Source organism: Actinomadura decatromicini (assembly GCF_008121305.1).
GTDB classification, from domain to species: domain Bacteria; phylum Actinomycetota; class Actinomycetes; order Streptosporangiales; family Streptosporangiaceae; genus Spirillospora; species Spirillospora syzygii.
The window spans coordinates 702301-725582 of sequence record NZ_VSRQ01000004.1 but is presented as its reverse complement, the minus strand read 5'-3'; the positions used below and the strand labels follow the sequence as shown (position 1 = coordinate 725582).

General features: G+C 73.2%; 22 protein-coding genes. 16 read left to right on the top strand and 6 right to left on the bottom strand.

Features of this window, described 5'->3' with window-relative positions; translation table 11 throughout:
- Positions 1-5 precede the first annotated feature (5 nt).
- The 10 genes from FXF68_RS21815 (at position 6) to FXF68_RS21770 (ending at position 13813) form a co-directional block, all read left to right on the top strand.
- A complete protein-coding gene (locus FXF68_RS21815; protein ID WP_187438032.1) occupies positions 6-1016 on the top strand; it encodes a sensor histidine kinase in 1011 nt (336 codons plus the stop codon).
- A gap of 51 nt (positions 1017-1067) precedes the next feature.
- The gene (gene dxr / locus FXF68_RS21810; protein WP_148762008.1) at positions 1068-2297 is read left to right on the top strand and encodes a 1-deoxy-D-xylulose-5-phosphate reductoisomerase; all 1230 of its coding nucleotides are present in this window, start codon (positions 1068-1070) and stop codon (positions 2295-2297) included.
- A 42-nt stretch (positions 2298-2339) separates the two neighbouring features.
- Positions 2340-3539, top strand: a complete 1200-nt coding sequence (locus tag FXF68_RS21805; RefSeq protein ID WP_148762006.1) for a M50 family metallopeptidase — start codon at positions 2340-2342, stop codon at positions 3537-3539.
- A gap of 114 nt (positions 3540-3653) precedes the next feature.
- Positions 3654-4847 (top strand): flavodoxin-dependent (E)-4-hydroxy-3-methylbut-2-enyl-diphosphate synthase, encoded by a 1194-nt coding sequence (gene ispG, locus FXF68_RS21800; RefSeq protein WP_425458610.1) that lies wholly within the window; start codon positions 3654-3656, stop codon positions 4845-4847.
- A 301-nt stretch (positions 4848-5148) separates the two neighbouring features.
- Positions 5149-6804: an alpha/beta fold hydrolase gene (locus FXF68_RS21795; protein ID WP_187438031.1), complete on the top strand. Its 1656-nt coding sequence runs from the start codon at positions 5149-5151 to the stop codon at positions 6802-6804.
- A gap of 311 nt (positions 6805-7115) precedes the next feature.
- On the top strand, positions 7116-8717 hold the full coding sequence (locus FXF68_RS21790; RefSeq protein WP_246178851.1) for an alpha/beta hydrolase: 1602 nt from the start codon (positions 7116-7118) through the stop codon (positions 8715-8717).
- A 148-nt stretch (positions 8718-8865) separates the two neighbouring features.
- Entirely contained in the window at positions 8866-10455 is a 1590-nt protein-coding gene (locus FXF68_RS21785) for an alpha/beta hydrolase (protein ID WP_148762002.1), read from the top strand.
- Between the two features lie 168 nt (positions 10456-10623).
- Positions 10624-11466 (top strand): GNAT family N-acetyltransferase, encoded by an 843-nt coding sequence (locus FXF68_RS21780; protein ID WP_148762418.1) that lies wholly within the window; start codon positions 10624-10626, stop codon positions 11464-11466.
- Between the two features lie 123 nt (positions 11467-11589).
- The gene (locus FXF68_RS21775; protein ID WP_148762000.1) at positions 11590-12648 is read left to right on the top strand and encodes a helix-turn-helix domain-containing protein; all 1059 of its coding nucleotides are present in this window, start codon (positions 11590-11592) and stop codon (positions 12646-12648) included.
- Positions 12649-12904: 256 nt separating this feature from the next.
- Positions 12905-13813, top strand: a complete 909-nt coding sequence (locus tag FXF68_RS21770) for a hypothetical protein (RefSeq protein WP_148761998.1) — start codon at positions 12905-12907, stop codon at positions 13811-13813.
- Between the two features lie 29 nt (positions 13814-13842).
- On the opposite strand, the gene FXF68_RS21765 is transcribed toward FXF68_RS21770, so the two are convergent.
- Positions 13843-14253: a DUF3037 domain-containing protein gene (locus FXF68_RS21765; protein ID WP_148761996.1), complete on the bottom strand. Its 411-nt coding sequence runs from the start codon at positions 14251-14253 to the stop codon at positions 13843-13845.
- The gene (locus FXF68_RS21760) at positions 14250-15089 is read right to left on the bottom strand and encodes a HipA family kinase (protein ID WP_187438030.1); all 840 of its coding nucleotides are present in this window, start codon (positions 15087-15089) and stop codon (positions 14250-14252) included. The genes FXF68_RS21765 and FXF68_RS21760 overlap by 4 nt, the downstream gene beginning before the upstream one ends.
- A 45-nt stretch (positions 15090-15134) precedes the next feature.
- Between FXF68_RS21760 and FXF68_RS21755 the strand changes: the two genes are divergently transcribed.
- The 3 genes from FXF68_RS21755 to FXF68_RS21745 all read left to right on the top strand — a co-directional run bounded on the left by FXF68_RS21755 (position 15135) and on the right by FXF68_RS21745 (position 17495).
- The gene (locus FXF68_RS21755; RefSeq protein ID WP_148761994.1) at positions 15135-15803 is read left to right on the top strand and encodes a cyclase family protein; all 669 of its coding nucleotides are present in this window, start codon (positions 15135-15137) and stop codon (positions 15801-15803) included.
- 37 nt (positions 15804-15840) lie between these two features.
- Entirely contained in the window at positions 15841-16587 is a 747-nt protein-coding gene (locus tag FXF68_RS21750; protein ID WP_148761992.1) for a hypothetical protein, read from the top strand.
- 83 nt (positions 16588-16670) lie between these two features.
- Entirely contained in the window at positions 16671-17495 is an 825-nt protein-coding gene (locus FXF68_RS21745; protein WP_148761990.1) for an LLM class F420-dependent oxidoreductase, read from the top strand.
- A 14-nt stretch (positions 17496-17509) separates the two neighbouring features.
- Here FXF68_RS21745 and FXF68_RS21740 read toward each other — a convergent pair whose 3' ends face one another.
- On the bottom strand, positions 17510-18007 hold the full coding sequence (locus FXF68_RS21740) for a DUF4870 domain-containing protein (protein ID WP_148761988.1): 498 nt from the start codon (positions 18005-18007) through the stop codon (positions 17510-17512).
- A gap of 180 nt (positions 18008-18187) precedes the next feature.
- Between FXF68_RS21740 and FXF68_RS21735 the strand changes: the two genes are divergently transcribed.
- Positions 18188-18823, top strand: a complete 636-nt coding sequence (locus tag FXF68_RS21735; RefSeq protein ID WP_148761986.1) for a PaaI family thioesterase — start codon at positions 18188-18190, stop codon at positions 18821-18823.
- A gap of 15 nt (positions 18824-18838) precedes the next feature.
- Here the strand turns inward: FXF68_RS21735 and FXF68_RS21730 are convergent, their stop codons facing one another.
- A complete protein-coding gene (locus FXF68_RS21730) occupies positions 18839-19351 on the bottom strand; it encodes a hypothetical protein (protein WP_148761984.1) in 513 nt (170 codons plus the stop codon).
- Positions 19352-19378: 27 nt separating this feature from the next.
- Between FXF68_RS21730 and FXF68_RS21725 the strand changes: the two genes are divergently transcribed.
- Entirely contained in the window at positions 19379-20065 is a 687-nt protein-coding gene (locus tag FXF68_RS21725) for a response regulator transcription factor (RefSeq protein WP_187412522.1), read from the top strand.
- The gene (locus FXF68_RS21720) at positions 20062-21411 is read left to right on the top strand and encodes a sensor histidine kinase (protein WP_148761983.1); all 1350 of its coding nucleotides are present in this window, start codon (positions 20062-20064) and stop codon (positions 21409-21411) included. Before FXF68_RS21725 ends, FXF68_RS21720 begins: the two co-directional genes overlap by 4 nt.
- Positions 21412-21466: 55 nt before the next feature.
- Here the strand turns inward: FXF68_RS21720 and FXF68_RS21715 are convergent, their stop codons facing one another.
- Complete coding sequence (locus tag FXF68_RS21715) at positions 21467-21964, bottom strand: DinB family protein (RefSeq protein ID WP_148761981.1); 498 nt, start codon at positions 21962-21964, stop codon at positions 21467-21469.
- Between the two features lie 61 nt (positions 21965-22025).
- Positions 22026-22502 carry an SH3 domain-containing protein gene (locus FXF68_RS21710; protein ID WP_148761978.1) on the bottom strand — a complete coding sequence of 159 codons (477 nt, stop codon included), beginning with the start codon at positions 22500-22502 and terminating at the stop codon, positions 22026-22028.
- Positions 22503-23282: the final 780 nt, after the last annotated feature.

Here is a 23282-nt window from a genome sequence, read left to right as displayed (position 1 = left end):
CGCGCGTGACGCCGCGCGCGCTCGCCGCGACCGCGCCCCCGCTGGCGGGCGCGGTGGTCGTGGCGGCCGGCGCGCTCTACCTGCTCGCGGACGTCCGCCGCACCGGCGTCCTGCTCACCGTGACGGCCCTGCTGTGCGCCGTCGCGGCGGGCCTCGCGGTGTGGGGCGTCCGGCGCGCGGTCGGGTGGGCGCTCGGGCCGGTGGAGCGGCTCGACGCCGACCTCGACCGGCTGCGCGGCGCCGACCTCGCCCGCCGGGTCGCGGTGCCGGCCAGCGGGGACGAGGTCGAGCGCCTCGCCGGCCGGGTCAACTGCCTGCTCGGCCGCCTGGAGAACGAGGCGCTGGAGCGGCGCGCGTTCATCGCGGACGCCTCGCACGAGATCCGCACGCCCCTCGCCGGGCTGCGGACCCGCATCGAGCTGGCCCTCGCCGTCCCGGACGACGCCGAGCTCGTCGACACCCTGCGCGGCGCGCTCGGGGACGTGGACCGGCTGCACCAGATCGTCGACGACCTCCTCGTCCTCGCCCGGCTGGACTCGGGGGAGCGCGCGCCCCGCGACCGCCTCGACCTCGGCGCGCTCGTCGAGGACGAGACCCGCCGCCGCGCGCCGCGCGTCCCGCTGTCGGTGAAGGCCGAGCCGGGCGTGCTCGTGGACGCGAACCGGGCGCGGCTCCGCCGCGTCCTGCAGAACCTGCTGGCCAACGCCGAGCGGCACGCCGCCACGAGGATCGAGGTCGAGGTGCGGGCCGAGCCGGGGGAGGCGGTCGCGGAGGTGCGCGACGACGGCCCCGGCATCCCGCCCGCCGACCGCGACCGGGTGTTCGAGCGCTTCGCCCGGCTGGACGCCGCGCGCAGCCGCGCGGACGGCGGCAGCGGCCTCGGCCTCGCGATCGCGCGGCAGGTCGCCGTCGCGCACGGCGGCCGCCTCTACGCCGGGGACGCCGCGCGGGGGGCGCGGCTCGTGCTGCGGCTGCCGCTCGCCCCGCCCGACCCCGGCGAGGATGCGGCCGGATGAGTCGCGGCGGGACGCGCCCCGCGCGCGGCGATGTCCGACAATGGTCCGGTGATGTCTCCCTCAAGCCCCGACGGGGCGGCCCGCGAGCTGGTCGTCCTCGGCTCCACCGGTTCGATCGGCACGCAGGCGCTGGACGTCGTCCGCCGCAACCCCGGCAGGTTCCGGGTGACCGGCCTCGCGGCGGGCGGCGGGCGGGTCGGCCTGCTCGCCGAGCAGGCGCTGGAGTTCCGGCCCGAGGTCGTCGCCGTCGCCAAGGCGTCCGCCGCGCAGGAGCTCCAGCTCGCCTTCTACGCCGAGGCCAAGCGGCGCGGGTACGCGTCCGGCGACTTCGCCATCCCCAAGATCGTCGCGGGCCCGGACGCGGTGGCCGAGACCGCCGCCTGGCCCTGCGACGTGGTGCTGAACGGGGTGACGGGAGCGCTCGGGCTCGCGTCCACGCTCGCCGCGCTGGACGCCGGCCGCACGCTCGCGCTCGCCAACAAGGAGTCGCTGATCGTCGGCGGGCCGCTGGTCAAGGAGCGGGCGCGGCCGGGGCAGATCGTCCCGGTCGACTCCGAGCACTCGGCGCTGGCGCAGTGCCTGCGCGGCGGGCGCCCGGACGAGGTGCGGCGGCTCGTCCTCACCGCGAGCGGCGGACCGTTCCGGGGGCGGAGCCGCGCCGAGCTGGCGGACGTCACGCCCGAGCAGGCGATGAACCACCCCACCTGGGACATGGGCCCCGTCATCACGATCAACTCCGCGACCCTGGTCAACAAGGGGCTGGAGGTCATCGAGGCGCACCTGCTGTTCGACGTCCCGATGGACCGGATCGAGGTCATGGTGCACCCCCAGTCGATGATCCACTCGATGGTGGAGTTCACCGACGGGTCCACGCTGGCGCAGGCGAGCCCGCCCGACATGCGGCTGCCGATCGCGCTCGGCGTCGACTGGCCGCACCGCGTCCCGGACGCCGCGCCCGGCGTCGACTGGACGCGGGCGCACACCTGGGAGCTGTTCCCGCTCGACGACGAGGCGTTCCCCGCCGTCGCGCTCGCCCGCCGGGCCGGTGAGCTGGGGCGGACGTTCCCCGCCGTTTACAACGCCGCCAATGAGGAATGTGTGGACGCGTTCCGCGCGGGCCGTCTCCCGTTCCTCGGGATCGTCGACACGATCGAGCGCGTGATGGACGAGCACGAACGCGAGCACGGTCGGGACCGGTCCGGGGAGCCGACGCTGGACGGCGTCCTCGCGGCCGACGGGTGGGCCCGCGGCAGGGCCAGGGAACTGGCCGGAACCGACTGACACACCGGGGGACCGCCTCCGGACGACGCCAAGGGGACCCGGATGGCCTTCTTCCTCGGCGCGGCGGCGTTCGTCGTCGCGCTCCTGGTGTCGGTGATGCTGCACGAGGGCGGGCACCTGCTCACCGCGAAGCGGTTCGGGATGAAGGCCACGCAGTACTTCGTCGGCTTCGGGCCGACGCTGTGGTCGGCGCGCCGGGGCGAGACCGAGTACGGCGTGAAGGCGGTCCCGCTCGGCGGGTTCGTCAAGATCGTGGGCTACACGCCGCTGGAGGAGGTCGAGCCGGAGGACCGTCCCCGCGCGTTCTACCGGCAGCCCGCCGGGCGCCGCGCGGTCGTGATCGGGGCGGGCGTCGTCGCCAACTTCGCGTTCGCGTTCCTCCTGCTCATGGTCATGGCGATGACGATCGGCGTGCGCGACCCCGGCACCGTGACGAGCACCGTTGACGAGGTGACCCGGTGCGTGCCGTCCGGGCTGCGGGCCGAGTGCGCGGCGGGGCGCCCGCCGTCCCCGGCCGCGCGGGCGGGGCTGCGGGCGGGCGACCGCGTCGTGTCGTTCAACGGCACGCCCGTCTCCGACTGGCATGACCTGACCAAGGCGATCGGCAGGGCGAAGCCGGGGCAGACGGTGCCGGTCGTCGTGCAGCGTCCGGGGGAGGCGCGCCCGGTGACGCTGCCCGTCACGCTCGCGGACGTGGACGGCGCGGCGTTCGTCGGCATGTCCGCGAAGGTCGTCGGCGCGGGCTACGACCGGACCGGCCCGATCGGCGCCGCCGTGTTCGCCGGCCGCGGCATCGGCCGCACCGTCGCGGGCATCGGGGAGGTCGCGGCGGACCTGCCGTCCGCGATCCCGAAGCTGTTCTCGCCGGAGCGGGAGAGCACGCCCGGCGGGCAGGTCGGCAGCGTGGTCGGCGCGACGGACGTGTCGGGCCAGATCTTCGCGTCCGAGACGTCGGCCCGCGACAAGGCCGCCCTGTATCTGTCGCTGGTCGTCTCGGTGAACATCTTCCTCGGGGCGCTGAACGTCCTCCCCCTGCTGCCCCTGGACGGCGGCCATCTCGCGGTCGTCGGGTACGAGCGGGCGCGGGCGGCGGTGAACCGGATCCGCGGACGTCCGGATCCGGGCACGGTGGACATGACGAGGCTGCTGCCACTGACTTATCTCGCGGTGGTGCTGCTCGTGGGGCTCGGGGTGCTGCTGATCCTCGCTGATCTCGTCAATCCCCTCCACGTACCGGAATGACACAAAATGTTGACCTAGAGTAGTTGAATGGTCACGTGGCCGGGCGCGGGGCGCCGTCTCCCCGGCCGCGGACGACGCTTAGGCTTGTACGGGGCCCTGAGTAAGAGGAGAGGGATGAGCGTTTCACTGGGAATGCCGAACATCCGCGGCGAGGGCGATGGTCAGGGGGCGCCGGGGCTCGCCACTCCCCGTCGCAGGTCCCGGCAGATCATGGTCGGGAACGTGCCCGTCGGGGGCGACGCGCCGGTGTCGGTGCAGTCGATGACGACCACGCTGACCGCCGACGTGAACGCCACGCTGCAGCAGATCGCGGAGCTGACCGCGGCGGGCTGCCAGATCGTGCGGGTGGCGGTGCCGTCCCAGGACGACGCCGACGCGCTGCCCGCGATCGCCCGCAAGTCGCCGATCCCCGTGATCGCCGACATCCACTTCCAGCCCAAGTACGTCTTCGCGGCGATCGACGCGGGGTGCGCCGCCGTCCGGGTGAACCCGGGCAACATCAAGAAGTTCGACGACAAGGTCGGCGAGATCGCCCGCGCGGCGACCGACGCCGGCGTCCCGATCCGGATCGGGGTGAACGCCGGGTCGCTCGACAAGCGGCTGCTGGAGAAGCACGGCAGGGCCACGCCGGAGGCGCTGGTCGAGTCGGCGCTCTGGGAGTGCTCGCTGTTCGAGGAGCACGGCTTCCGCGACATCAAGATCTCGGTCAAGCACAACGACCCGGTCGTGATGATCGAGGCCTACCGGCGGCTCGCGGCGGCCTGCGACTACCCGCTGCACCTCGGCGTGACCGAGGCGGGCCCCGCCTTCCAGGGGACGATCAAGTCCGCGGTCGCGTTCGGCGCGCTGCTCGCCGAGGGCATCGGCGACACGATCCGGGTGTCCCTTTCCGCGCCTCCCGTCGAGGAGGTCAAGGTCGGCACCGCGATCCTGGAGTCGCTCGGGCTGCGGCAGCGCGGGCTGGAGATCGTGTCGTGCCCGTCCTGCGGGCGCGCGCAGGTCGACGTCTACACGCTGGCCGAGCGCGTCACCGCCGGGCTGAAGGACTTCCCCGTCCCGCTGCGCGTCGCGGTGATGGGCTGCGTCGTGAACGGGCCGGGCGAGGCGCGCGAGGCCGACCTCGGCGTCGCGTCCGGGAACGGCAAGGGGCAGATCTTCGTGAAGGGGCAGGTCGTCAAGACCGTCCCGGAGGCGCAGATCGTGGAGACCCTGATCGAGGAGGCCATGCGCATCGCCGACGAGATGGGCGTCGAGATCGGTGAGGACGGCGCCGTCTCCGGGCCGGGCGCCGAGGTGGTCGTGAGCTGACCGGCGGCCGCCGGACGGGCGGCCGAGAGCCGACGCGAGAGCTGATACGAGGGCTCCGGGTGACATCACCCCGGGGCCCTTTTCGGCGTGTCCGGACCCTCTGCTCCGGGCCGCTGAATCTACGCGCCGCACGACCCCGGATCCGGAACGTCCGCGCTGATCACGAAGTTCCGCTGATCTTGTCACGATTCGGCATCCACTCATGGGGGGCCCTGTCGGGCTTCCAGCGCAGGACGCCACAATCTTCACTCATTTACCCGTATGTCTGACTCAAACGGAGTCGGCACGTTTAGGGGGATTTGTGAAGAGGATCGTTGTCATGGCCGCGGTGGCCGGGCTCGGTCTCACCGGGCTGGGCGCCACAAGCGCGCAGGCCGCGGGCCCCTCCACCGGATCGGCCGGAGGCTTCGAACCCGCCGCTGCGAAGTGGCACGCCTGTCCGGCGGACTTCGTCAAGCAGGTGCACGACCTGTACGACGTGATCTACCCGGTCTCGAAGATCGTGCAGTGCGCCGAGCTGTCGGTGCCGCTGGACTACGCCAAGCCGGGCGGCAAGAAGATCACGCTCCAGCTCACCAGGACGCCGCACACCGGCAAGGGCAAGGCCAAGGGCGACATCGTGGTCAACCCCGGCGGCCCGGGCGGCGGCGGCGCGCTCTTCGGGCCCCGGGTGTTCGCGCAGAACTCCGCTCCCATGCGCGAGGCGTACAACGTCATCGGGTTCGACCCGCGCGGCGTCGGCATGAGCGTCCCGGCGCTCACCTGCGACAAGAACTACTCGAACGCCCCGCGCCCCGACTACGGCACCGGTGACCGCGCGTCCGTCCGCACCTGGCTGAAGCTGACCAAGGGCTACGCCGAGAACTGCGCGAAGAACGACAAGATCGGGCTGCTGAACCACATCAAGACCATCGACTCGGTCAGGGACATCGAGTCGATCCGGCGTGCGCTCGGCAACGACAAGCTCGACTACTACGGCGCGTCCTACGGCACCTACCTCGGCTCGGCGTACGCCACGGTGTACCCGAAGAAGGTCGACAAGATGGTGCTGGACGGCAACGTCGGCCCGTCGGACGCCTGGTACGACGCCAACCTCAACCAGGACATCCAGTTCGACAAGAACTTCGAGTACTACCTCGGCTGGATCGCCAAGTACGACTCGGTGTACCACCTGGGCAAGAAGCAGAGCGACGTCCGCGCCTTCTTCTACGGCCTGCGCGCCGCGCTCAAGAAGAAGCCGCTCCGCTACACCGACCCCGACAGCGGGCAGACCCTCGCCGTCGGGCCGGACGAGCTGACCGACGTGATCCTCAACGCGGGATACCGGCGCAGCCAGGCCGTCTGGCACGGGTACGCGTCCGGGCTGTCGGCGCTCGCGAAGGGCGACGTCGCGACGTTCGTGCAGACCTTCGGCGCGCAGACCACCGGCGGGTCGGACGACAACAGCAACGCCGTCTACCTCGCCGTGCAGTGCACCGACGTCCAGTGGCCGCTGAGCTGGAAGAAGTGGCAGCGGGACAACGACCGCATCCAGCGCAAGCACCCGTTCGAGACCTGGGCGAACGCCTGGTTCAACGCGCCGTGCCTGTTCTGGGGCGCCAAGGCCGGCAAGCCGGTCGACATCGGGCACACCCGGGACCTGCCGAACAACATTCTGATGTTCCAGTCGACCGAGGACGCCGCCACGCCGTACGCGGGCGCCCTCGACATGCAGCGCCGCCTCAAGGGCTCGCGCCTCGTCGTCCAGGACGGCGACCGCACGCACTGCATCGTGCACCGCGGCTCGGCGGCGGTGGACGCCTACTTCGACGCCTACTTCCTGCGCGGCGAGCGCCCGAGCGCGCGGACGGTCCACGTCCCGCAGCTCGGCGACCCGACCCCGCCGGCGGCGGCGAACGCGAAGAGCCTCACGGGCGCCGGTGCGGCCGCCCGGATCGAGGCGGACGTCATCCGCTGACGTCCCCCCGAGGGACGTGAGACACGGAACCGAGTAGGGCACGCAAGACCGCGCCGGTCCACGGGCCGACGCCCCGCACCCGCCCGCCGCAGCACACGCGGCGGGCGGGTCGCGCCGGGGGGCGGACGCCCGGCCGCGTCACGAAGTTCCGCTGATCTTGTCACGATTCCGCATCCACTCCTTCCCGGCACTGCCGTCGCAACCGGCTGGACCGTCACAATCTCCACGCAATCCGCATCCGCTATGCATCGGCGTGGCTCTCCCCTCCGGCCCTCCGACCGGGGCCCGAGCCGCCGATCTGAGGGGGTCAGGTGAAAAGGATTCTTCTCGTCACGGCCGCGGCGGCCGTCGCGGCGGGCGGCACCGGAGCCGCCGTCGCCGCGAACGCCGACACCGGCCGGGCCGGCGCCGCGCCGGTCGCGGCCACCGGGATCGACTGGGGCAAGTGCGAGGTCAGCGGGCCGGACGACCCGATGAACCAGGCGCAGTGCGCCCAGGTCGAGGTCCCCCTCGACTACTCCCGCCCCGGCGGCCGCAAGATCTCCATCGCGGTGTCGCGGTTCAAGCACACCGACGACAAGAACTACAAGGGCGTCCTGTTCGTGAACCCGGGCGGCCCCGGCGGGTCCGGCCTGCCGTACGCGCCCGCGCTCGCCCGCTGGATCGCCGGGACCGGGCACGCCGACGTCGCCGCCAAGTACGACATCATCGGCTTCGACCCCCGCGGCGTCGGCTCCAGCAAGCCCGCGCTGACCTGCGACCCGAACTACTTCAACCCGGTCAGGCCGGACTACGTCCCCTCCTCGAAGAAGGAGGAGGCGGCCTGGATCGCCAGGTCGGCGAAGTACGCCAAGGACTGCGCCGCCAAGTTCGGCTGGCTGCTGCCGCACATGCGCACCACCGACGCCGCGCGCGACATCGACACGATCCGCGCCGCCCTCGGCCAGCAGAAGATCAGCTGGTACGGCTTCTCCTACGGGACGTACTTCGGCGCCACCTACGCCACGCTCTTCCCCAAGCGCGTCGACCGGATGGTCCTGGACGGCAACGTCAACCCCAAGACGGTCTGGTACGACTCCCAGCTCGAACAGGACAAGGCGTTCGAGAAGAACATGAAGTCCTGGTGGGCGTGGATCGCCAAGTGGGACTCGCTGTACCACCTCGGCAAGACCGAGAAGGCGGTCGAGGCCAAGTACTACGCGACGCGCGCCGCGGCGAAGAAGGCCCCCATCGCCGGGAAGATCGGCCCGGACGAGCTGGACGACATCGTCCTGACCGCTGGCTACAACACCGGCTACTACATCCCGTTCGCCCAGGCGCTGTCGGCGTGGGTCAACGGCAAGGACGCCTCGGGCCTCCTCGACTGGCTCAACACCGGCGGGGAGGACAACGACTTCGCCGTTTACAACGCCGTCCAGGCGGCGGACGCCAAGTGGCCGCGCAGTTGGAGCAAGTGGCACAACGACGCCGCGAAGCTCTACAAGCAGGGCTACCGGTTCAACACCTGGAGCAACGTCTGGTACAACGCGCCCATCGCGTTCTGGCCGTTCAACGGCGGTCCGAAGTTCAAGCTGCAGGGCAGCAAGAGCCTGCCGGGGCTGCTGCTCGTGCAGTCCACGCAGGACGCGGCGACGCCGGTCGTGGGCGGACTCGAGATGCACAAGGTCTTCCCGTCCTCGCGCCTGGTGTTCGAGCTCGGCGGCAAGACGCACGCCAACACGCTCAACGGCAACGCCTGCCTGGACGACAAGGTCGCCGCGTACCTGGACACGGGTGCGCTGCCGCGCAGCCACCGGGGCCCGGACGCCTACTGCAAGGCCGTCCCGGAGCTGAACGACCCGGACCCGACGGCCATGCGGGCGAAGGCCGCCGGAGCCCGCGCGGGCAAGGACCTCCCGGTCGGACGCCCGTAGCACCCGAACCGTGACCGCGGCGTGCGCGCCCGTCCTCCGGGGCGGGCGGGCACGCCGCGCGATCGTGTGACACATCCCGGTTCGGACGGGAATCGCGTGATCCCGGGGATGCACCGGCCGGAGGCCGTCCCCCCGGTAGAAAGCGGGTGTGCTGAACGACGCTGGGAAGAGGGCCGCCGCCGGGACGGCCGCCGCCGTGATCACGCTCGGAGCCGCGGCCCTCGGGGCGCCGGCCACCGCCGCGCCGCGTTCCGGCCCCGAGCCGCGGCCCGCCGGGCCGGCCTGGCGGGCGTGCCCCGTCAAGGACCCGGTCGAGGGCGGACGGCTCAAGGGCCTCCAGTGCGCGTCGGTGCGGGTCCCGCTCGACTACGCGCGGCCGCGCGGCGAGCAGGTCACGCTCGAACTGACCCGCGCACGGCACACCGCGTCCCGCTCCCAGGGAGTCGTCCTGCTGAACAGGGGCGGCCCCGGCGCGCACGGACGCGACCTCGCCGCCTTCTTCAGGTCCTCGCTCCCGAAGGGGGTCGCCGCGTCCTACGACTGGATCGGCTTCGACCCGCGGGGTGTCGGGGCAAGCGAACCGTCCCTGATCTGCGACCCGGCCTATCAGGATCCAGGCCGCGCCCGCGCCGACACCATTCCGGCTGACGCCGCCGAAGAGCGCGCCTGGACCGACCGTGCCAAGGCGTACGCGAACGACTGCGCCCGCAAGTACGGCAGGATCCTCCCGCACATGGGCACGGCCGACTGGGCACGCGACATGGACCAGATCCGCCAGGCCCTCGACCAGGAGAAGCTCAACTACTTCGGCTACTCCTACGGCAGCTACCTGGGCGCGGTGTACGCGACGATGTTCCCCGGACGGGTCCGCCGCATGGTGCTCGACAGCGTCGTCCGTCCGAGCGGGGTCTGGTACCAGGACAACCTCGACCAGAACGTCGCGTTCGAGAAGCGGATCCGCGCCTACTTCACCTGGATCGCCCGCCACGACAGGGTCTACCGGCTGGGCGCCACGGAGCGGCAGGTCGCCGCCGCGTACGCGAAGGCGCGCCAGGCGCTCAGGAAAGACCCCATCGGGGGGAAGATCGGCCCGTCCGAACTGGACGACGTGTTCCTCGCCGACGGCTACGGCGACTACGCCTGGGACGCGCACGCCAAGGCGCTGTCGGCCCTCGCCGTCCGGCACGACGCCGGGCCGCTGCGCAAGGCGTGGCAGCCGCCGGGCAAGCTCGACCAGAACAACTACGCGGTCTACAACGCCGTCCAGTGCCGGGACGCGGCCTGGCCGCGCGACTGGGGCCGCTGGCACGCCGACAGCGCCCGCCTCTACCGGGAGGGCTACCGCTTCGAGACCTGGAGCAACACCTGGTACAACGCGCCCTGCGCGTTCTGGCCGGGGACCGGCGGCCCGCCGCCCCGCGTCGGCGGGACCGCCGCGCTGCCGCCGCTCCTGCTCGTCCAGGCGACCGAGGACGCGGCCACCCCCTACCCGGGCGCGCTCGAAACGCACCGCGCGTTCCCGTCGTCGCGGCTGGTCGCGCAGGCCGGAGGGCGCAATCACGGCGTCTCGCTGTCCGGCGACAAGTGCGTCGACGGCGCGGTCGCCGCCTACCTCGCCGACGGCCGCGTGCCCGCGAGCAGGCCGGGCCCGGACGCGAGCTGCGCGGCCCCGCGCGAGCCCGAGCCCGCCGCCAGCAAGCGGCCGGACAGGGCCGAGCACACCGCCGCCCACCGCTGAGCGGGGCGCGAGGGTCTCCGCCGGGGAAGGAGACCGCGGCCGGACAGCGCCGTCTCCGGGGCCACGGGGGTGCGGGCGCCGCCGACGACATAGGCTTGGCCACGTGGAGCTTTCAGTGGTGAGGGCCCAGCGGGGGCCGTTCCCGTCGCGGAGCCGGTAGCCGTGCGCATGCTGGGCTCGCTGCCGGTCCGCGTCCTGGACGACCGGCACCGCGCGGAGGCCCTCGCGATCCTCGACGCCGACCCGGTCTCCAACGTGTTCGTCGGGTCGCGCGTCCACGCGGCGGGGCTCGACCCGCGCCGGCTCGGCGCCCAGATGTGGGGCTACCTGCGCGACGGACGGCTCGTCTCGTTGTGCTACTCCGGCGCGAACCTCATCCCGGTCGCCGCGGGCCCTGAGGCGGTCCGTGCGTTCGCGGAGCGGGCCAGGGCCCAGGGGAGGCGGTGCTCGTCCATCGTGGGGCCCGTGGGGGCCGTGGGGGACCTCTGGGAGATCCTCGCGCCGTACTGGGGGCCGCCGCGGGCGGTGCGGGCCGCTCAGCCCGTCATGGCGACGTCCGACGTTCCGGACGTGGCGCCCGACCCGTCCGTCCGCCGCGTCCGGATGGACGAGTTCGACATCGTCTACCCCGCGTGCGTCTCCATGTTCACCGAGGAGGTCGGCGTCTCGCCCAACACCGGCGACGGCGGCGTCCTCTACCGCGCCCGCGTCGCCGAGCTGATCCGCGACGGCCGCGCCTTCGCCCGCATCGAGGACGGCCGCGTCACGTTCAAGGCCGAGATCGGCGCCGTGACCCCCCGCGCCTGCCAGGTGCAGGGCGTGTGGGTGCCGCCGGACCTTCGCGGGCAGGGCCGGTCGGTGTCCGGAATGGCGGCGGTGGTCGGGGAGGCGCTGCGCGGAATCGCGCCGACGGTGTCGCTCTACGTCAACGACTACAACACGCGGGCACGCGCCGCCTACCGGCGTGTCGGGTTCACCGAGCTCGACTCGTTCATGTCGATTCTTTTCTGACGTCGGCATTCTTTGCATACATGCCGCGTTCCATGTCGTCTGTCTGATTCAACTGACTTGTCATTGCCTGCCTGGTCTATCCGAATCCCGGAATCGATCTTCGCGGACGGGTACCATCCGGCCGTGGAGTTTGCCGGGGCATTACGCCAGGCCATTCAGGCCAGCGGGCTGACCCTGGAACGGATCCGCCACCGGCTCGGCAGGCGCGGTCTGGCCGTCAGCGTGGCCACGCTCAGCTACTGGCAGCGTGGTCGTAGCAGGCCGCGTTCGCGCGCAGTGGTCGTCGCGCTGGAGGAGATCCTCCAGGTGCCGCCGGGTACGCTGACGGAGTTGCTGGACGATCCAGCGCCCACCGCGCCGCAGGTGCGCGGGGGCCTGGCGGCCGGTCCGCCGGGTACGGGGGAGCGCAACCGCCCGGCGCGCGATCTGTGGCCCGACCCCGAGCGGTACGCCGACCTCGTCGGCCAGCTCGACCGGTCGGGCGACCACCGCCTCGAACGCCTCAGCATCCACGACGTCTTCCGGCTCAACGAGGTCCGCCGCTCGTGGACGCTGTCGGTGCGCACCGTGCTGCGCGCGGCCGGGGACGACATCGACCGGGTGGTGTGCGTCCACCAGATCGCGGGCGCGCGGCAGCCGGGGAACACCGTCGACGGGCACCCCGCGGGCTTCTCCGAGGACGGCGCGGGCCCGGCGGGGACGGCCGGCGCGTCCGGCGTGACGGCGAGCGGCGTGCTGGCCGCCGCCGACCCGGCGGCCGCAACCGGTCAGGCGCCGGGCGGCGCGGCGACGGCCAGCGCCACGGCGGGGCTGTCCGAGGTGCGGTACTGCCGTCCCGGCCGGATCCGCGCCGAGGGCGGGATGGTCGCGTTCGAGCTGGTCTTCGACCGCGTCCTGTCGGCGGGGGACACGGCCGTCGTCGAGTACGAGATCGGCCCCGTCGACGAGCCCGCCTACGACAGCTACGACCGGCGCTTCGCCCACCCCGTCCACGACTACGTGGCGATCATCCAGTTCGAGGGCGAGCGGCTCCCGGCCCGCTGCTACGGCTACACCGCGGAGAGCTCCGAGGCGCCCCGGCAGCGGCTCGGCGAGCTGTGGATCGGGACGTCGGGCAGCGCGAACATCGCGGTCGGGGCCGTCCGGCGCGGCATCGTCGGCATCGAATGGGAATGGCATTGAGGCAATGGCATGGGGAGGAGGAATGGCGGCCGAAAGTCCGGTTCGCGGGCATGCCGCGGGCCGCGCGGGTAAGATGCGTCGCCAGGCACGATCCGGGGTTCCGGTGCTCGGCGATGCGGTCCCCGGGGCTCACGGTTGTAGCAAGTTGCCTGTTGGCATCCAGCCACGGGGGACTTACAGTGAGCGCTGAAGTTCCAATTGCAGTAGTCAAGGCCGTTGTGCGGGGGCCGGCCGGAGCGGATCCGGAGGCCGAAAAATGCAGAGTGTCGCAGAGGACGATCTCCTACAGGTCCTTCAGTACGGTCCCTTCAACGTCGCCCTGCACGCGGCGATCCAGGCACGCGGGCTCAGTCTCGACTCGCTGCGCCGGCGCCTGGAGGAGCAGGGCATCGCGGTCAGCCTGTCCACGCTGAGCTACTGGCAGCGCGGCCGGACGCGGCCGGAGCGCGCCGACTCGATGCGCGCGGTGCGGGGCCTGGAGGTCATCCTCGAACTGCCGCGTCATTCATTGCTGACGCTGCTCAAGCCCACGGCAGAACGCTCCACCGGGCCGTGGCTGCCGGTGGAGGAGCTGTGCCCGGAGCCGGGCGTCCGCGATCTGCTGAACGAGATCGGCGATCGCGGCGAGCGGCAGCTCACCGGGCTCAGCATGCACGACCAGTACATCATCGGCCGCCGCCGGGAGCTGCACGAGGTCCGCGTCCGCGCGGTCTTCCAGGCGCAGCAGCGCGGCGTCGACCGGTGGATCGCCGTGTACCACCATCCGCAGGGCGTGCTGCCGTCCTCGCGCACCGTGCGCGGGTGCCGGTTCGGGCGCGTCCGGATGGACGAGGCCACCGGCCTCATCGCCGCCGAGCTGCTGTTCGACCGGTCGCTCGGCCGCGGCGAGACCTACCTGCTGGAGTACGGGTTCGGGTTCGACGAGACGGGCCCGCCGATCAACGAGGAGGGCCGCGGGTTCCGCGCGCCCCAGCACGAGTACCTCATCGAGGTGCGGTTCCACCCGTCGGCGCTGCCCGCCCGGTGCTACCGGACGTGGCGCCCCGACGGCCACACCGCGCTCAAGGACTCCGCCGACCTGCGGCTGTCCAGCTACCACAGCGTCCACTTCATCGAGTTCGGGATGGCCGCGGGCTACCACGGCATCCGCTGGGAGTGGACGTAGTCCGCCCAGTGCTCCTTGACCGACCCGTGCTACTTGACCAGGAGGTCGAGTAGCCGGTCCAGCTCGGCGGCCGGGTCGTCGGTGAGCCCGGCGTGCACCGGCCCCGGCTGGACGATCGTGCTGCGCGGCGCGGTCAGCCACCGGAACCGCGCGCCCGGCGGCTCCTCGGCCGCCTGCCCCGCGCGCTCGCCGCCGCAGCAGACCGCGTCCACGCCCTTGAGCGCCGCCCGGACGCCCTCCATGTCGAGCGAGGGGTCGAGGGCGAGCAGGCGCCGCTCGTCCAGGTGGACGCGGCAGCCGAGGTAGTCGAGCGCCCGGCAGTACACGACCACGCCGACGTTCATCGCCTCGCCGCGCTCGACGCGCGGCACGACCCGCAACACCGCGTACTCGAACACGGTGGGCTGGCCCGCCGCCCTGATGTTGGTCCCGGGGCTCATGGCGCGCCGCCGCCGAGCCAGTCCGGCCGGTTCCGGCCGCGCGGCGCGGACGTGCCGGACGTCCCGGACGCCCGCCCGGCGACGTCGAGGTCCGGCAGCCAGTCGCGCGGCTTCCCGGCGCGGGGCAGCAGGATGTCGACGTAGGCGTCGCGCAGCGCCTGCGGGTCGGCGAAGCCGGGCTCGCCGTCCAGCCACAGGTCCGGCACCAGGGCGGCGACCTCGCGCAGCAGGCCCTCGGTGAGCTTCGGCGCGAGCTCGGCCTCGGCGGCCTCCAGCCGGGTCGCGTACGGGGTGAGGACGTGGTCGTCCAGGTCGTAGGGGCCGGAGAACAGGCGGGTCGCGTTCGTCCAGGCGTGGTGGAAGATCAGGCTCGCGCCGTGGTCGATCAGCCACACGTCGCCGTGCCAGACCAGCATGTTCGGGTTCCGCCAGCTCCGGTCGACGTTGCCGATGAAGGCGTCCAGCCACAGCACGCGGGACGCGAAGTCGGGGTCGGGGCTCCAGCCGAGCGGGTCGAACCCGAGCGAGCCGGGCAGGAAGTCGACGCCGAGGTTCCAGCCGGGGCTCGCCTTGAGAAGGTCCTGCACGTCGGGGTCGGGCTCGTGCCGCCCGATCGCCGGGTCGAGGTCGATGAGCACCTGGTCGGGCACCCGGAAGCCGAGCCGGCGCGCCAGCTCACCGGCGATGACCTCGGCGATCAGCGCCTTGCGGCCCTGCCCGGCGCCGTGGAACTTCATGACATAGGTCCCGAGGTCGTCGGCCTCGACGACGCCCGGCAGCGACCCGCCCTCACGCAACGGCGTGACGTAGCGGATGGCCGTCACATGTGGCAACACGTCGCAACGCTACCGGGTCCGCGGCGGGCCGGGATAATCGGCGGCATGGGCGTTGAGCTGCTCGACCTGTCCGTGCCGATCGCCACGGGCATGCCCGTGTACCCGGGCGACCCAGAGGTGGAGGCCGTCCCGGCGCTGACCGTCGCGGACGCGGGCGTGAACGTGCTCCGGCTGCACATGGGCTCGCAGACCGGCACGCACGTCGACGCGCCGTTCCACATCGACGACGCGCTGCCCCGCCTGGACGAGCTGCCCCTGTCCCGCTTCACCGGCCCGGCCGCCGTCCTGGACGCGCGCGGCCTCCCGCCCCGCGCGCCCATCGGCCCCGAACTGCTCCCGGACGGGCTCGCGCCCGGCGTCGTGCTGCTCATCGCGACGGGCTGGTCCGAGCACTGGGGGAGCGACGGCTACCTCGCCCACCCGTACCCGACGCCGGAGACGGCGGAGGCGATCGTCGCCGCCGGGGTGCGGACGGTCGGCGTCGACGCGCTCAGCGTCGACCGCACCCCGCCGCCCGGCGCGGACGGCTTCTCCCTCGCGGCGCACCGCGTCCTCTGCGGGGCGGGCGCGGTGATCGCCGAGAACCTCACCGGGCTCGGCCGCGTCCTCGCCGCGCGGGACGCGGGCCGCGCGGTCGACGTGTCGCTGTTCCCGATCGCCCTCGCGGGCGCCGACGGCGCTCCCGTCCGCGCCGTGGCGCGCGTCGGCGAGTGACCGATACTGGATCCGGGCGAACGGAAGGACGGGTGTCTTGAGGGTCTCGTGGGCGACCGAGCTGGGCAGCGCCGAACGCGGCAACGAGGACTTCGTGGCCGCGGCCGCCGGGGCCGTCGTCGTCCTCGACGGGTGCGGGCTGCCGCTCGGCACCGACCTCGGCTGCGCGCACGGGACCGCCTGGTACGCGCGCTCGCTCGGCACGCGGCTGCTCGCCCGGCTGCTGGACGGCCTGGGCCCGGTCGCGAGCGCGCCGGTCGGCCCGCCGGAGGGCGCGCACCGGCCCCGCGAGCGCCCGCTGGTGGCGCGGCTCGCCGGGGCGATCGAGGACGTCGCCGCCGCGCACCGGGCGACCTGCGACCTGCGCCTCGCGACGACGCCCGCGGCGACCGTGGTCGCGGTGCGGCGGCGCGGCGAGCTGGTCGACTACCTGGTGCTGGCCGACTCCACGCTGATCCTGGACGGGCGCGGCGGGCTCCGGCCGATCACCGGCGGGCCGTACTACGCGGCGGCCGACCCGGCGGTGGCGGACGAGGCGATCACCGGGACCGTCCCGGCGGCCGAGCTGAGCCGCGTCCTCCTGCTGACCGACGGCGCCACCCGGCTCGCCGACATGTTCGGCGTCACCGACTGGAAGGGCCTCGCCGACCTCGCCTCGGGCGCCGCCGGGCCCGCCGCGCTGATCGAGCGGACGCGCGAGGTCGAGCGCACCGACCCCCGGTCCGTCCGGTGGCCGCGCGGCAAGGTCCACGACGACGCGACGGTCGCGGTCTGCGTGTTCTGACCGGGCGCGCCGTCCCAACCGAGCGGCTGTTTGGTTCGGTAGGCTGGGCGGTCGGGTGTCCGCCGGCGGGAGGAGGCCGCGGGATGCGGCTCGGGATCACGATGTTCGCGACCGACCGGACCATGCCGCCGCACGAGCTGGCCCGCGCGGCGGAGGAGCGCGGGTTCGCGTCCGTCTACGTGCCGGAGCACACGCACATCCCGGTGTCCCGCGAGACGCCGCCGCCGACCGGCGACGCGGCCCTGCCCGCCGAGTACGCGCGGACGCTCGACCCGCTCGTCGCGCTCGCCGCCGCCGCGGCGGCGACGGAGCGGATCACGCTCGGGACGGGCGTCCTGCTCCCCGCGCAGCGCGACCCGATCGTCACCGCGAAGGCCGTCGCGACCCTCGACCGGCTCGCGGGCGGTCGGGTCGCGCTCGGCGTCGGCTTCGGCTGGAACGCCGAGGAGGGCGCGGACCACGGCGTCCCCTGGAAGCGGCGGCGGGCGGTGGCGCGCGAGCACGTCCTCGCCATGCGCGCCCTGTGGACGGACGACGAGGCGTCCTTCAAAGGCGAGTTCGTCGACTTCGGCCCGTGCTGGTCGTGGCCGAAGCCGTCCCGCCGGGTGCCGGTGCTGCTCGGCGGCGCGCCCGGGCCGACGCTGTTCGCGCACATCGCCGAGTACGGCGACGGATGGCTGCCGATCGGCGGGGCGGGCGTCCGCGAGGCGCTGCCCGACCTGCGCCGCGCCTGCGCGGAGGCCGGACGCGACATGGTGCCGGTCGTCCCGTTCGGCACGAGCCCGACCCCGGAGAAGCTCGACTACTACGCCTCCCTCGGGATCGAGGAGGTCGTGCTGCGCGCGCCCGGCGCGGGACGCGACACCGTCCTGCCCCTGCTGGACGAGTACGCCCGCGCCTACCTTTGAGCGCGCGTCTTCCGCTAGCGGATCATCCGGAAGCAGAAGAACGTCGGGAAGCGGACGTACTCCCCCTTCCCGGCCTTCACCGCGCCGACGATGGCGAACACGAACTGCCCGATCAGCGACTCCAGGTAGGGGACGGCGAGCGCGACGAGGAACCAGGGCGACAGCACGATGGCGGGCGCCGCGCAGAGCGCGGCCACGGCGAGCAGGTGGATCAGCAGGGTGATCTCGTAGTTCAGCGCCTGCGCCGCGTGGTACCTGGTGAACGGGGAGTCGTTCTTCTTCACGCAGTAGATGATCAGCGGCGCGAGGAACCCGATCACCGCTATCCCGACGTAGGAGAAGACCGCCCAGGTCGTCTCCTCGCCCTGCCCGTGCCGCGGCATGCCGCTCGGGACGCCGGGCGGCCCGTATCCCCAGCGCGGGTCGTACTGCCCGCCGGGCGGCGGCGGCCCGGGAGGCTGACCGGGAGGCTGACCGGGCGGCGGTCCGTACGGGGGAGGCTGGTCGGTCACTGCTCGTTTCCTCTGGTCCGAGGCGGTCGGGAGTCACGCAGAACCTATCCAAATCCGGTCGGGCCGGGCATGCGGCCCTCCGGTCGACCGACCCCGGCGTTCGGACCGGTCCGCCGCACATCTTAGAATCGCGTTCGACTCATCGGGGGACGTAGGGGACGTCCCGCACGGGAGGGGTGCATGAACGCGATGCCGGACGAACGGCCCCGGCTCGACGCGGCCGAGGCCGCGACGCTGGCCGGGCTCGCCGCGCGCGTCCGCGAGCTGACCGAGGCCGCCGTGCTCACCGGCGTGGACGCCGCCGAGGCGGCCGCCGTCGCGGACGAGGTCGCCGCCCTCACCGCGCGCCTCGGCGCCGAGCGCCGCGACCACCCGCCGTTCGCCGCGTCCCCGGACGGCGTCCGCATGGACCGGCAGCTCGCCAACCCCGTCACCGGCCCGCTGAACCCGCTCGCGCCGCCGATCGAGCTGGAAGTCACCTCGGACGGCATCGTCCGCGGCGAGTTCACGCTCGGGCCCGTCTACGAGGGGCCGCCGTCGTACGTGCACGGCGGCGTGTCCGCGATGGTGCTCGACCAGGTCCTCGGGATGGCGGCGGCCGCGACCGGGACGCCCGGCATGACCGCGACCCTGGAGCTGCGCTACCGGCGTCCGACCCCGCTCGGCGTCCCGCTGCTCGCCGAGGCGAAGGCGAGCCGCGTGGAGGGCCGCAAGGTGTTCGCGTCCGGGACGATCGCCGCCCCAGACGGCCGCGTCACCGTCGAGGCCACCGCGCTGTTCGTCATGCCGCAGCGCTTCGTGACGTCCCAGTACTGACACCGCTCACAGGCGTCAGTATTCGTAGACCTTGACGGTCGGGGCGTGCCCGTACCAGGACGCGACCACCGACGACGTGTGCTTGTCGTCGAGGAAGTCGACGCGGAGCCAGCCCTCGGTCTGCGTCACCCGCGTCTCGTAGCCGGGGTTGGGCGTCGCCGACACGAGCCGCACGCGGTCCTTCTCGAACGACATCGCGGCGCGCCCGCCCCGGGTGGCGAAGCTGCGCACGTTGTCCGGCGGCTTCGGCGGCGGCGCCTTCTCCGACGGCCGGACCGTCGGCCTCGACGGGCGCGGCGCCACGTCCTCGCCGGTCACCGGGCCGGGCCGGGACGTCGGCGAGCCGATCGACGTCGGCCCCGGCGGCGTCGCCGGGCTGGAGTGGATGACGGGCCCGGCGATCGGCGGCGGCGCCGACCGCTCCGACACCGCGCCGCGCACGACGTCGCGCACCCCGAGCCACGAGAGCGCGACCGCGAGCGCCGTCACCCCCGCCCACGGGGCAACATACGACATCGCGCGACGCATGGGCACATGGTGGCATACGGTTCCGCCATGGCGAGTGTTCTGGTGGTCGAGGACGACGCGAACGTCCGGACCGCCCTGATCAGGGAACTGAGCGCCCGGTCGCACGTCGTCCGCAGCGTCGGCACCGCGATGGACGCGCTGCGCGAGGTCACGCAGTCGCCGCCCGACGTCGTCGTCCTCGACCTCGGACTGCCCGACCTCGACGGCGCGGAGGTGCTGAAGATGCTCCGCGGCATCTCCGACGTGCCGGTCATCATCGCGACCGCCCGCGACGACGAGCCCGAGATCGTCCGGCTGCTGAACGCGGGCGCCGACGACTACCTCATCAAGCCGTTCTCCATCGAGCACCTGAGCGCGCGGCTCGCCGCCGTGCTGCGCCGGTCGGCGCGCTCCGGGCCGACCGCCGAGCTGAGCGTCGGCGGGCTGCACATCGACCTCGACCGGCGGGAGGCGACGCTCGACGGCGCGCCGCTCGAACTGACCCGCCGCGAGTTCGACCTGCTGGCCTACCTCGCCGCCCGGCCGGGCCGGGTCGTCGCGCGCCGCGAGCTGCTCGCCGAGGTGTGGCGGCAGGCGTACGGCGACGACCAGACCATCGACGTCCACCTGTCCTGGCTGCGCCGCAAGCTGGGCGAGACCGCCGCGGCGCCCCGGTACCTGCACACGGTGCGCGGCGTCGGGGTCCGCCTCGCCGAGCCCGACCCGCGGCCATGAGGCGGACGCTCGTCCTCGTGTCGCTGGCCGTGACCTCGATGGTCGCGCTGGCGTTCCTCATCCCGCTCGCGCTGACCGTCCGGGAGATCGCCCGGGACCGCGCGCTCACCACCGCCGAGCGGCAGGCGAGCGCGCTCGGCCCCGTCCTCGTCGTCACCGAGGACCCGCCCGCCCTCGAACGCGCCGTCGCCAGCACGCAGGCGGGCGCCGCCGGGCGGATGACCGTGCACATGCCGGACGGCGGCGTCGTCCCGCGCGACGCCCGCGGCGACGGCTCCGCCGACCCCGAGCAGATCGCCGAGGCGGGACGGCGCGGCCGCTCCTACACCGCCCGCGTCGGCGGCGGCTACGCGCTCCTGCAGCCCGTGTCGCTGGACGCGGGGCGCACCGCCGTCGTCGAGGTGTACCTGCCCGACGGCGACCTCTCCCAGGGCGTGTGGAAGGCGTGGCTCGTGATGACGACCGTCGCCGCCGCGCTCGTCGCCGGGTCCGTCGCCGTCGCCGACCGGCTCGGCAACCGCATGATCCGCTCTACCCGGCGGCTGGCGGAGGCGGCGGGCGCGTTCGGGGACGGGGAGCTGTCCGTCCGCATCGAGCCGGACGGCCCGCCCGAGCTGGTCGAGGCCGGGCTCGCCTTCAACGCGATGGCGGACCACGTCGTCCAGCTCCTGGCCGCCGAGCGGGAGATGGCCGCCGACCTGTCGCACCGGCTGCGCACCCCGCTCGCCGCGCTGCGCCTCAACGCCGAGGCGCTCGGCGACGGCCCGGTCGCCGAGCAGACCCGCGAGGCCGTCGACCGCATCGAGCGCGAGGTCGACCAGATCATCCGGACCGTCCGGCGGCCGACCGGCCGGGGGAGCTGCGACGCCGCGAAGGTGCTGCGCGACCGCGTCGCGTTCTGGTCGGTGCTGGCCGAGGACGAGGGCCGCTCCTGCGAGCTGATCGGCGCCGAACGTCCGGCGCCGCTCCCGCTCCCCGGCACCGAGCTGGCCGCCGCCGTGGACGCGCTGCTCGGCAACATCTTCCGGCACACGTCCGAGGGCACCGGCTTCGCCGTCACCCTCCACCAGGGCCAGGGCGTCACCGGCATCCTCGTCGCCGACGGCGGCCCCGGCATCGCCGACCCCGACGCGGCGCTGAAGCGGGGCAGCAGCGGCGGCGGCTCCACCGGCCTCGGCCTGGACATCGCCCGCCGCGCCGCCGAGTCCACCGGCGGCTACCTGCGCATCCACCGGAGCGTCCTCGGCGGGGCGCAGGTGCAGATGTGGTTCCGGACGAAATGGCTCCCGCCCGCCCGCCGCTCCCGCCGCCTCGTCCGCCGCCGCCACTCCCGCTCCCGCGGCTAGCGGTTCTCGGGCTCGTCACGGGCGGGGACGCCCCGAACTCCTCCGTCGTCAGGTCCTAGGTGTCCCGGTGGTAGCCGGTGGCGCTGTCGATCAGCTCGCGGACGATGTCCATGTGCCCGGCGTGCCGCGCCGTCTCCTCGATCATGTGCAGCAGCACCCACCTCAGCGACACGGTCACGCCGCGCCAGGAGGTGCCGAGGGCGTCGAGGTCCAACTCCTCGATGGTTCGGTCGGACGCCTCGCGCGCGCGCCGGTAGTAGGCGACGATGTCCGCCGTCGTCTCGTGGGGCTCCGCGCGCATGTCGGCGTCGGGATCGTCCTCGTCGTACGGGACGGCGTCGGACTCGCGGCCGAACGTCTCGCAGAACCACCCGTACTCGACGGACGCCAGATGCTTGGTCAGACCGAGCAGGTTCGTCCCGGACGGCGTCATCGGCCGCCGGACCTGCTCCTCGTCCAGCCCCTCGAGCTTCCACAGCACCACGTCGCGGTGCCGGTCGAGGCTGGACTTCAGGTTCTCCTTCTCACCGCCGGTGTACGGCACGCCGTCCATACCGGCAGACGCTACCAACGGAGGCCGGGGCCGGCGCCCGCGCGCCGGCCCCGGCGCCCGCTCAGCAGTTCGAGTACCGCACGTACCACTTGCCGTTGTTCCCGGTGCCGAGCTTGTAGTCGGCGATCCAGTGGGTGCTGTTGGCGAGGCGCACCCACAGGTAGCCGTCCCGGCGCTGGATGGTGTCCCAGTCCGTCGTGATGCGCGCGCCGCGGTTGTAGTGCCCGACGATGGCGAAACTGAGCCCGGGCCCTCTGCGGATGTTCAGCCGCTCGACCACGACCGTCCCGCGGCAGAGGCGGACCCGCTGCTCGTCCTGGTCCACCATCCGCTGCAGCGCGAGGGCGTTGCCCTCGGGCCCGACGAAGATCGCCCCGGGGCCCTGGCCCTCCTCGACGGGCGCCGGCGCGGCCTGCGCCGACTGCCCCTGCCCCGGCTGCGGCGGGGGCGCCGCCTCGGCGACCGCCCCGTAACCCAGCGCGCCCCCGGCCAGCACGAAGGCCGCCAGCCCCGCACCGAGCTTGACACCTAGCTCCATCTGTTCCCCTCCAGTGTGTTCCGACCTACACCCCGCCATGTACCCAAAGTAATCAACCAAATACCCTAAGCAACGGAGACTCTTAGTGAAGCAACCCCCAAGCCCCCTGATCAGGCCGGACAAGGCCGACTTCCGGCCGCAACTAACCGTGGCGAACGTCCAGGCGTAAACCGCCACCGATTGACGTTCTGATGACCTACCCCGCACCCAGGTGAGCCGTTCCCCGCCAGGTCTGCCAACCGCTCATTCACGACCTGCGCGTTGAAAACGGTATTCGCGCCCACGCCGAACTCTTCCTCACCGAAGACAGCGGCATAATGCGCCCATCACACCCCGTTCATTTCAGGACCTTGCGGGCCGTGGGTGGCGGCGAGATTCAGCTATACGGCATCGCGCTCCGCGCCACTTAGAGCGCTTTGAGCGGCTTATGGGGACTGATGACGCCCCTGGGGCGCGCGCTCGCGTAGGCGCCGACCGTTGTCGCAATGCCGCGGTGAGACTCCGCTCAGGCAAGAGCAGCCCGTTTCCAGCGACCGACGTCCAGGATCGCCACGCCCGCGCCCGCGATCAGGCCGTCCACCCAGGGAATGCGATCACGCATGGCCGCAAGACGCTCCCATGGCCTCTCTTCCCGTTTCCACAGGTGGACGGCTTCCGGAGCGACTTCCCCCGGCCACCCCAGACGGGGCCCGAATAAGGCGGGCTCAGCGGTTCCCTAAGTGAGGGTTAAATGGGTTCTTTTGGGGTGGGGGGCGGCTTAGCGTTCTGGGTGTCACATCG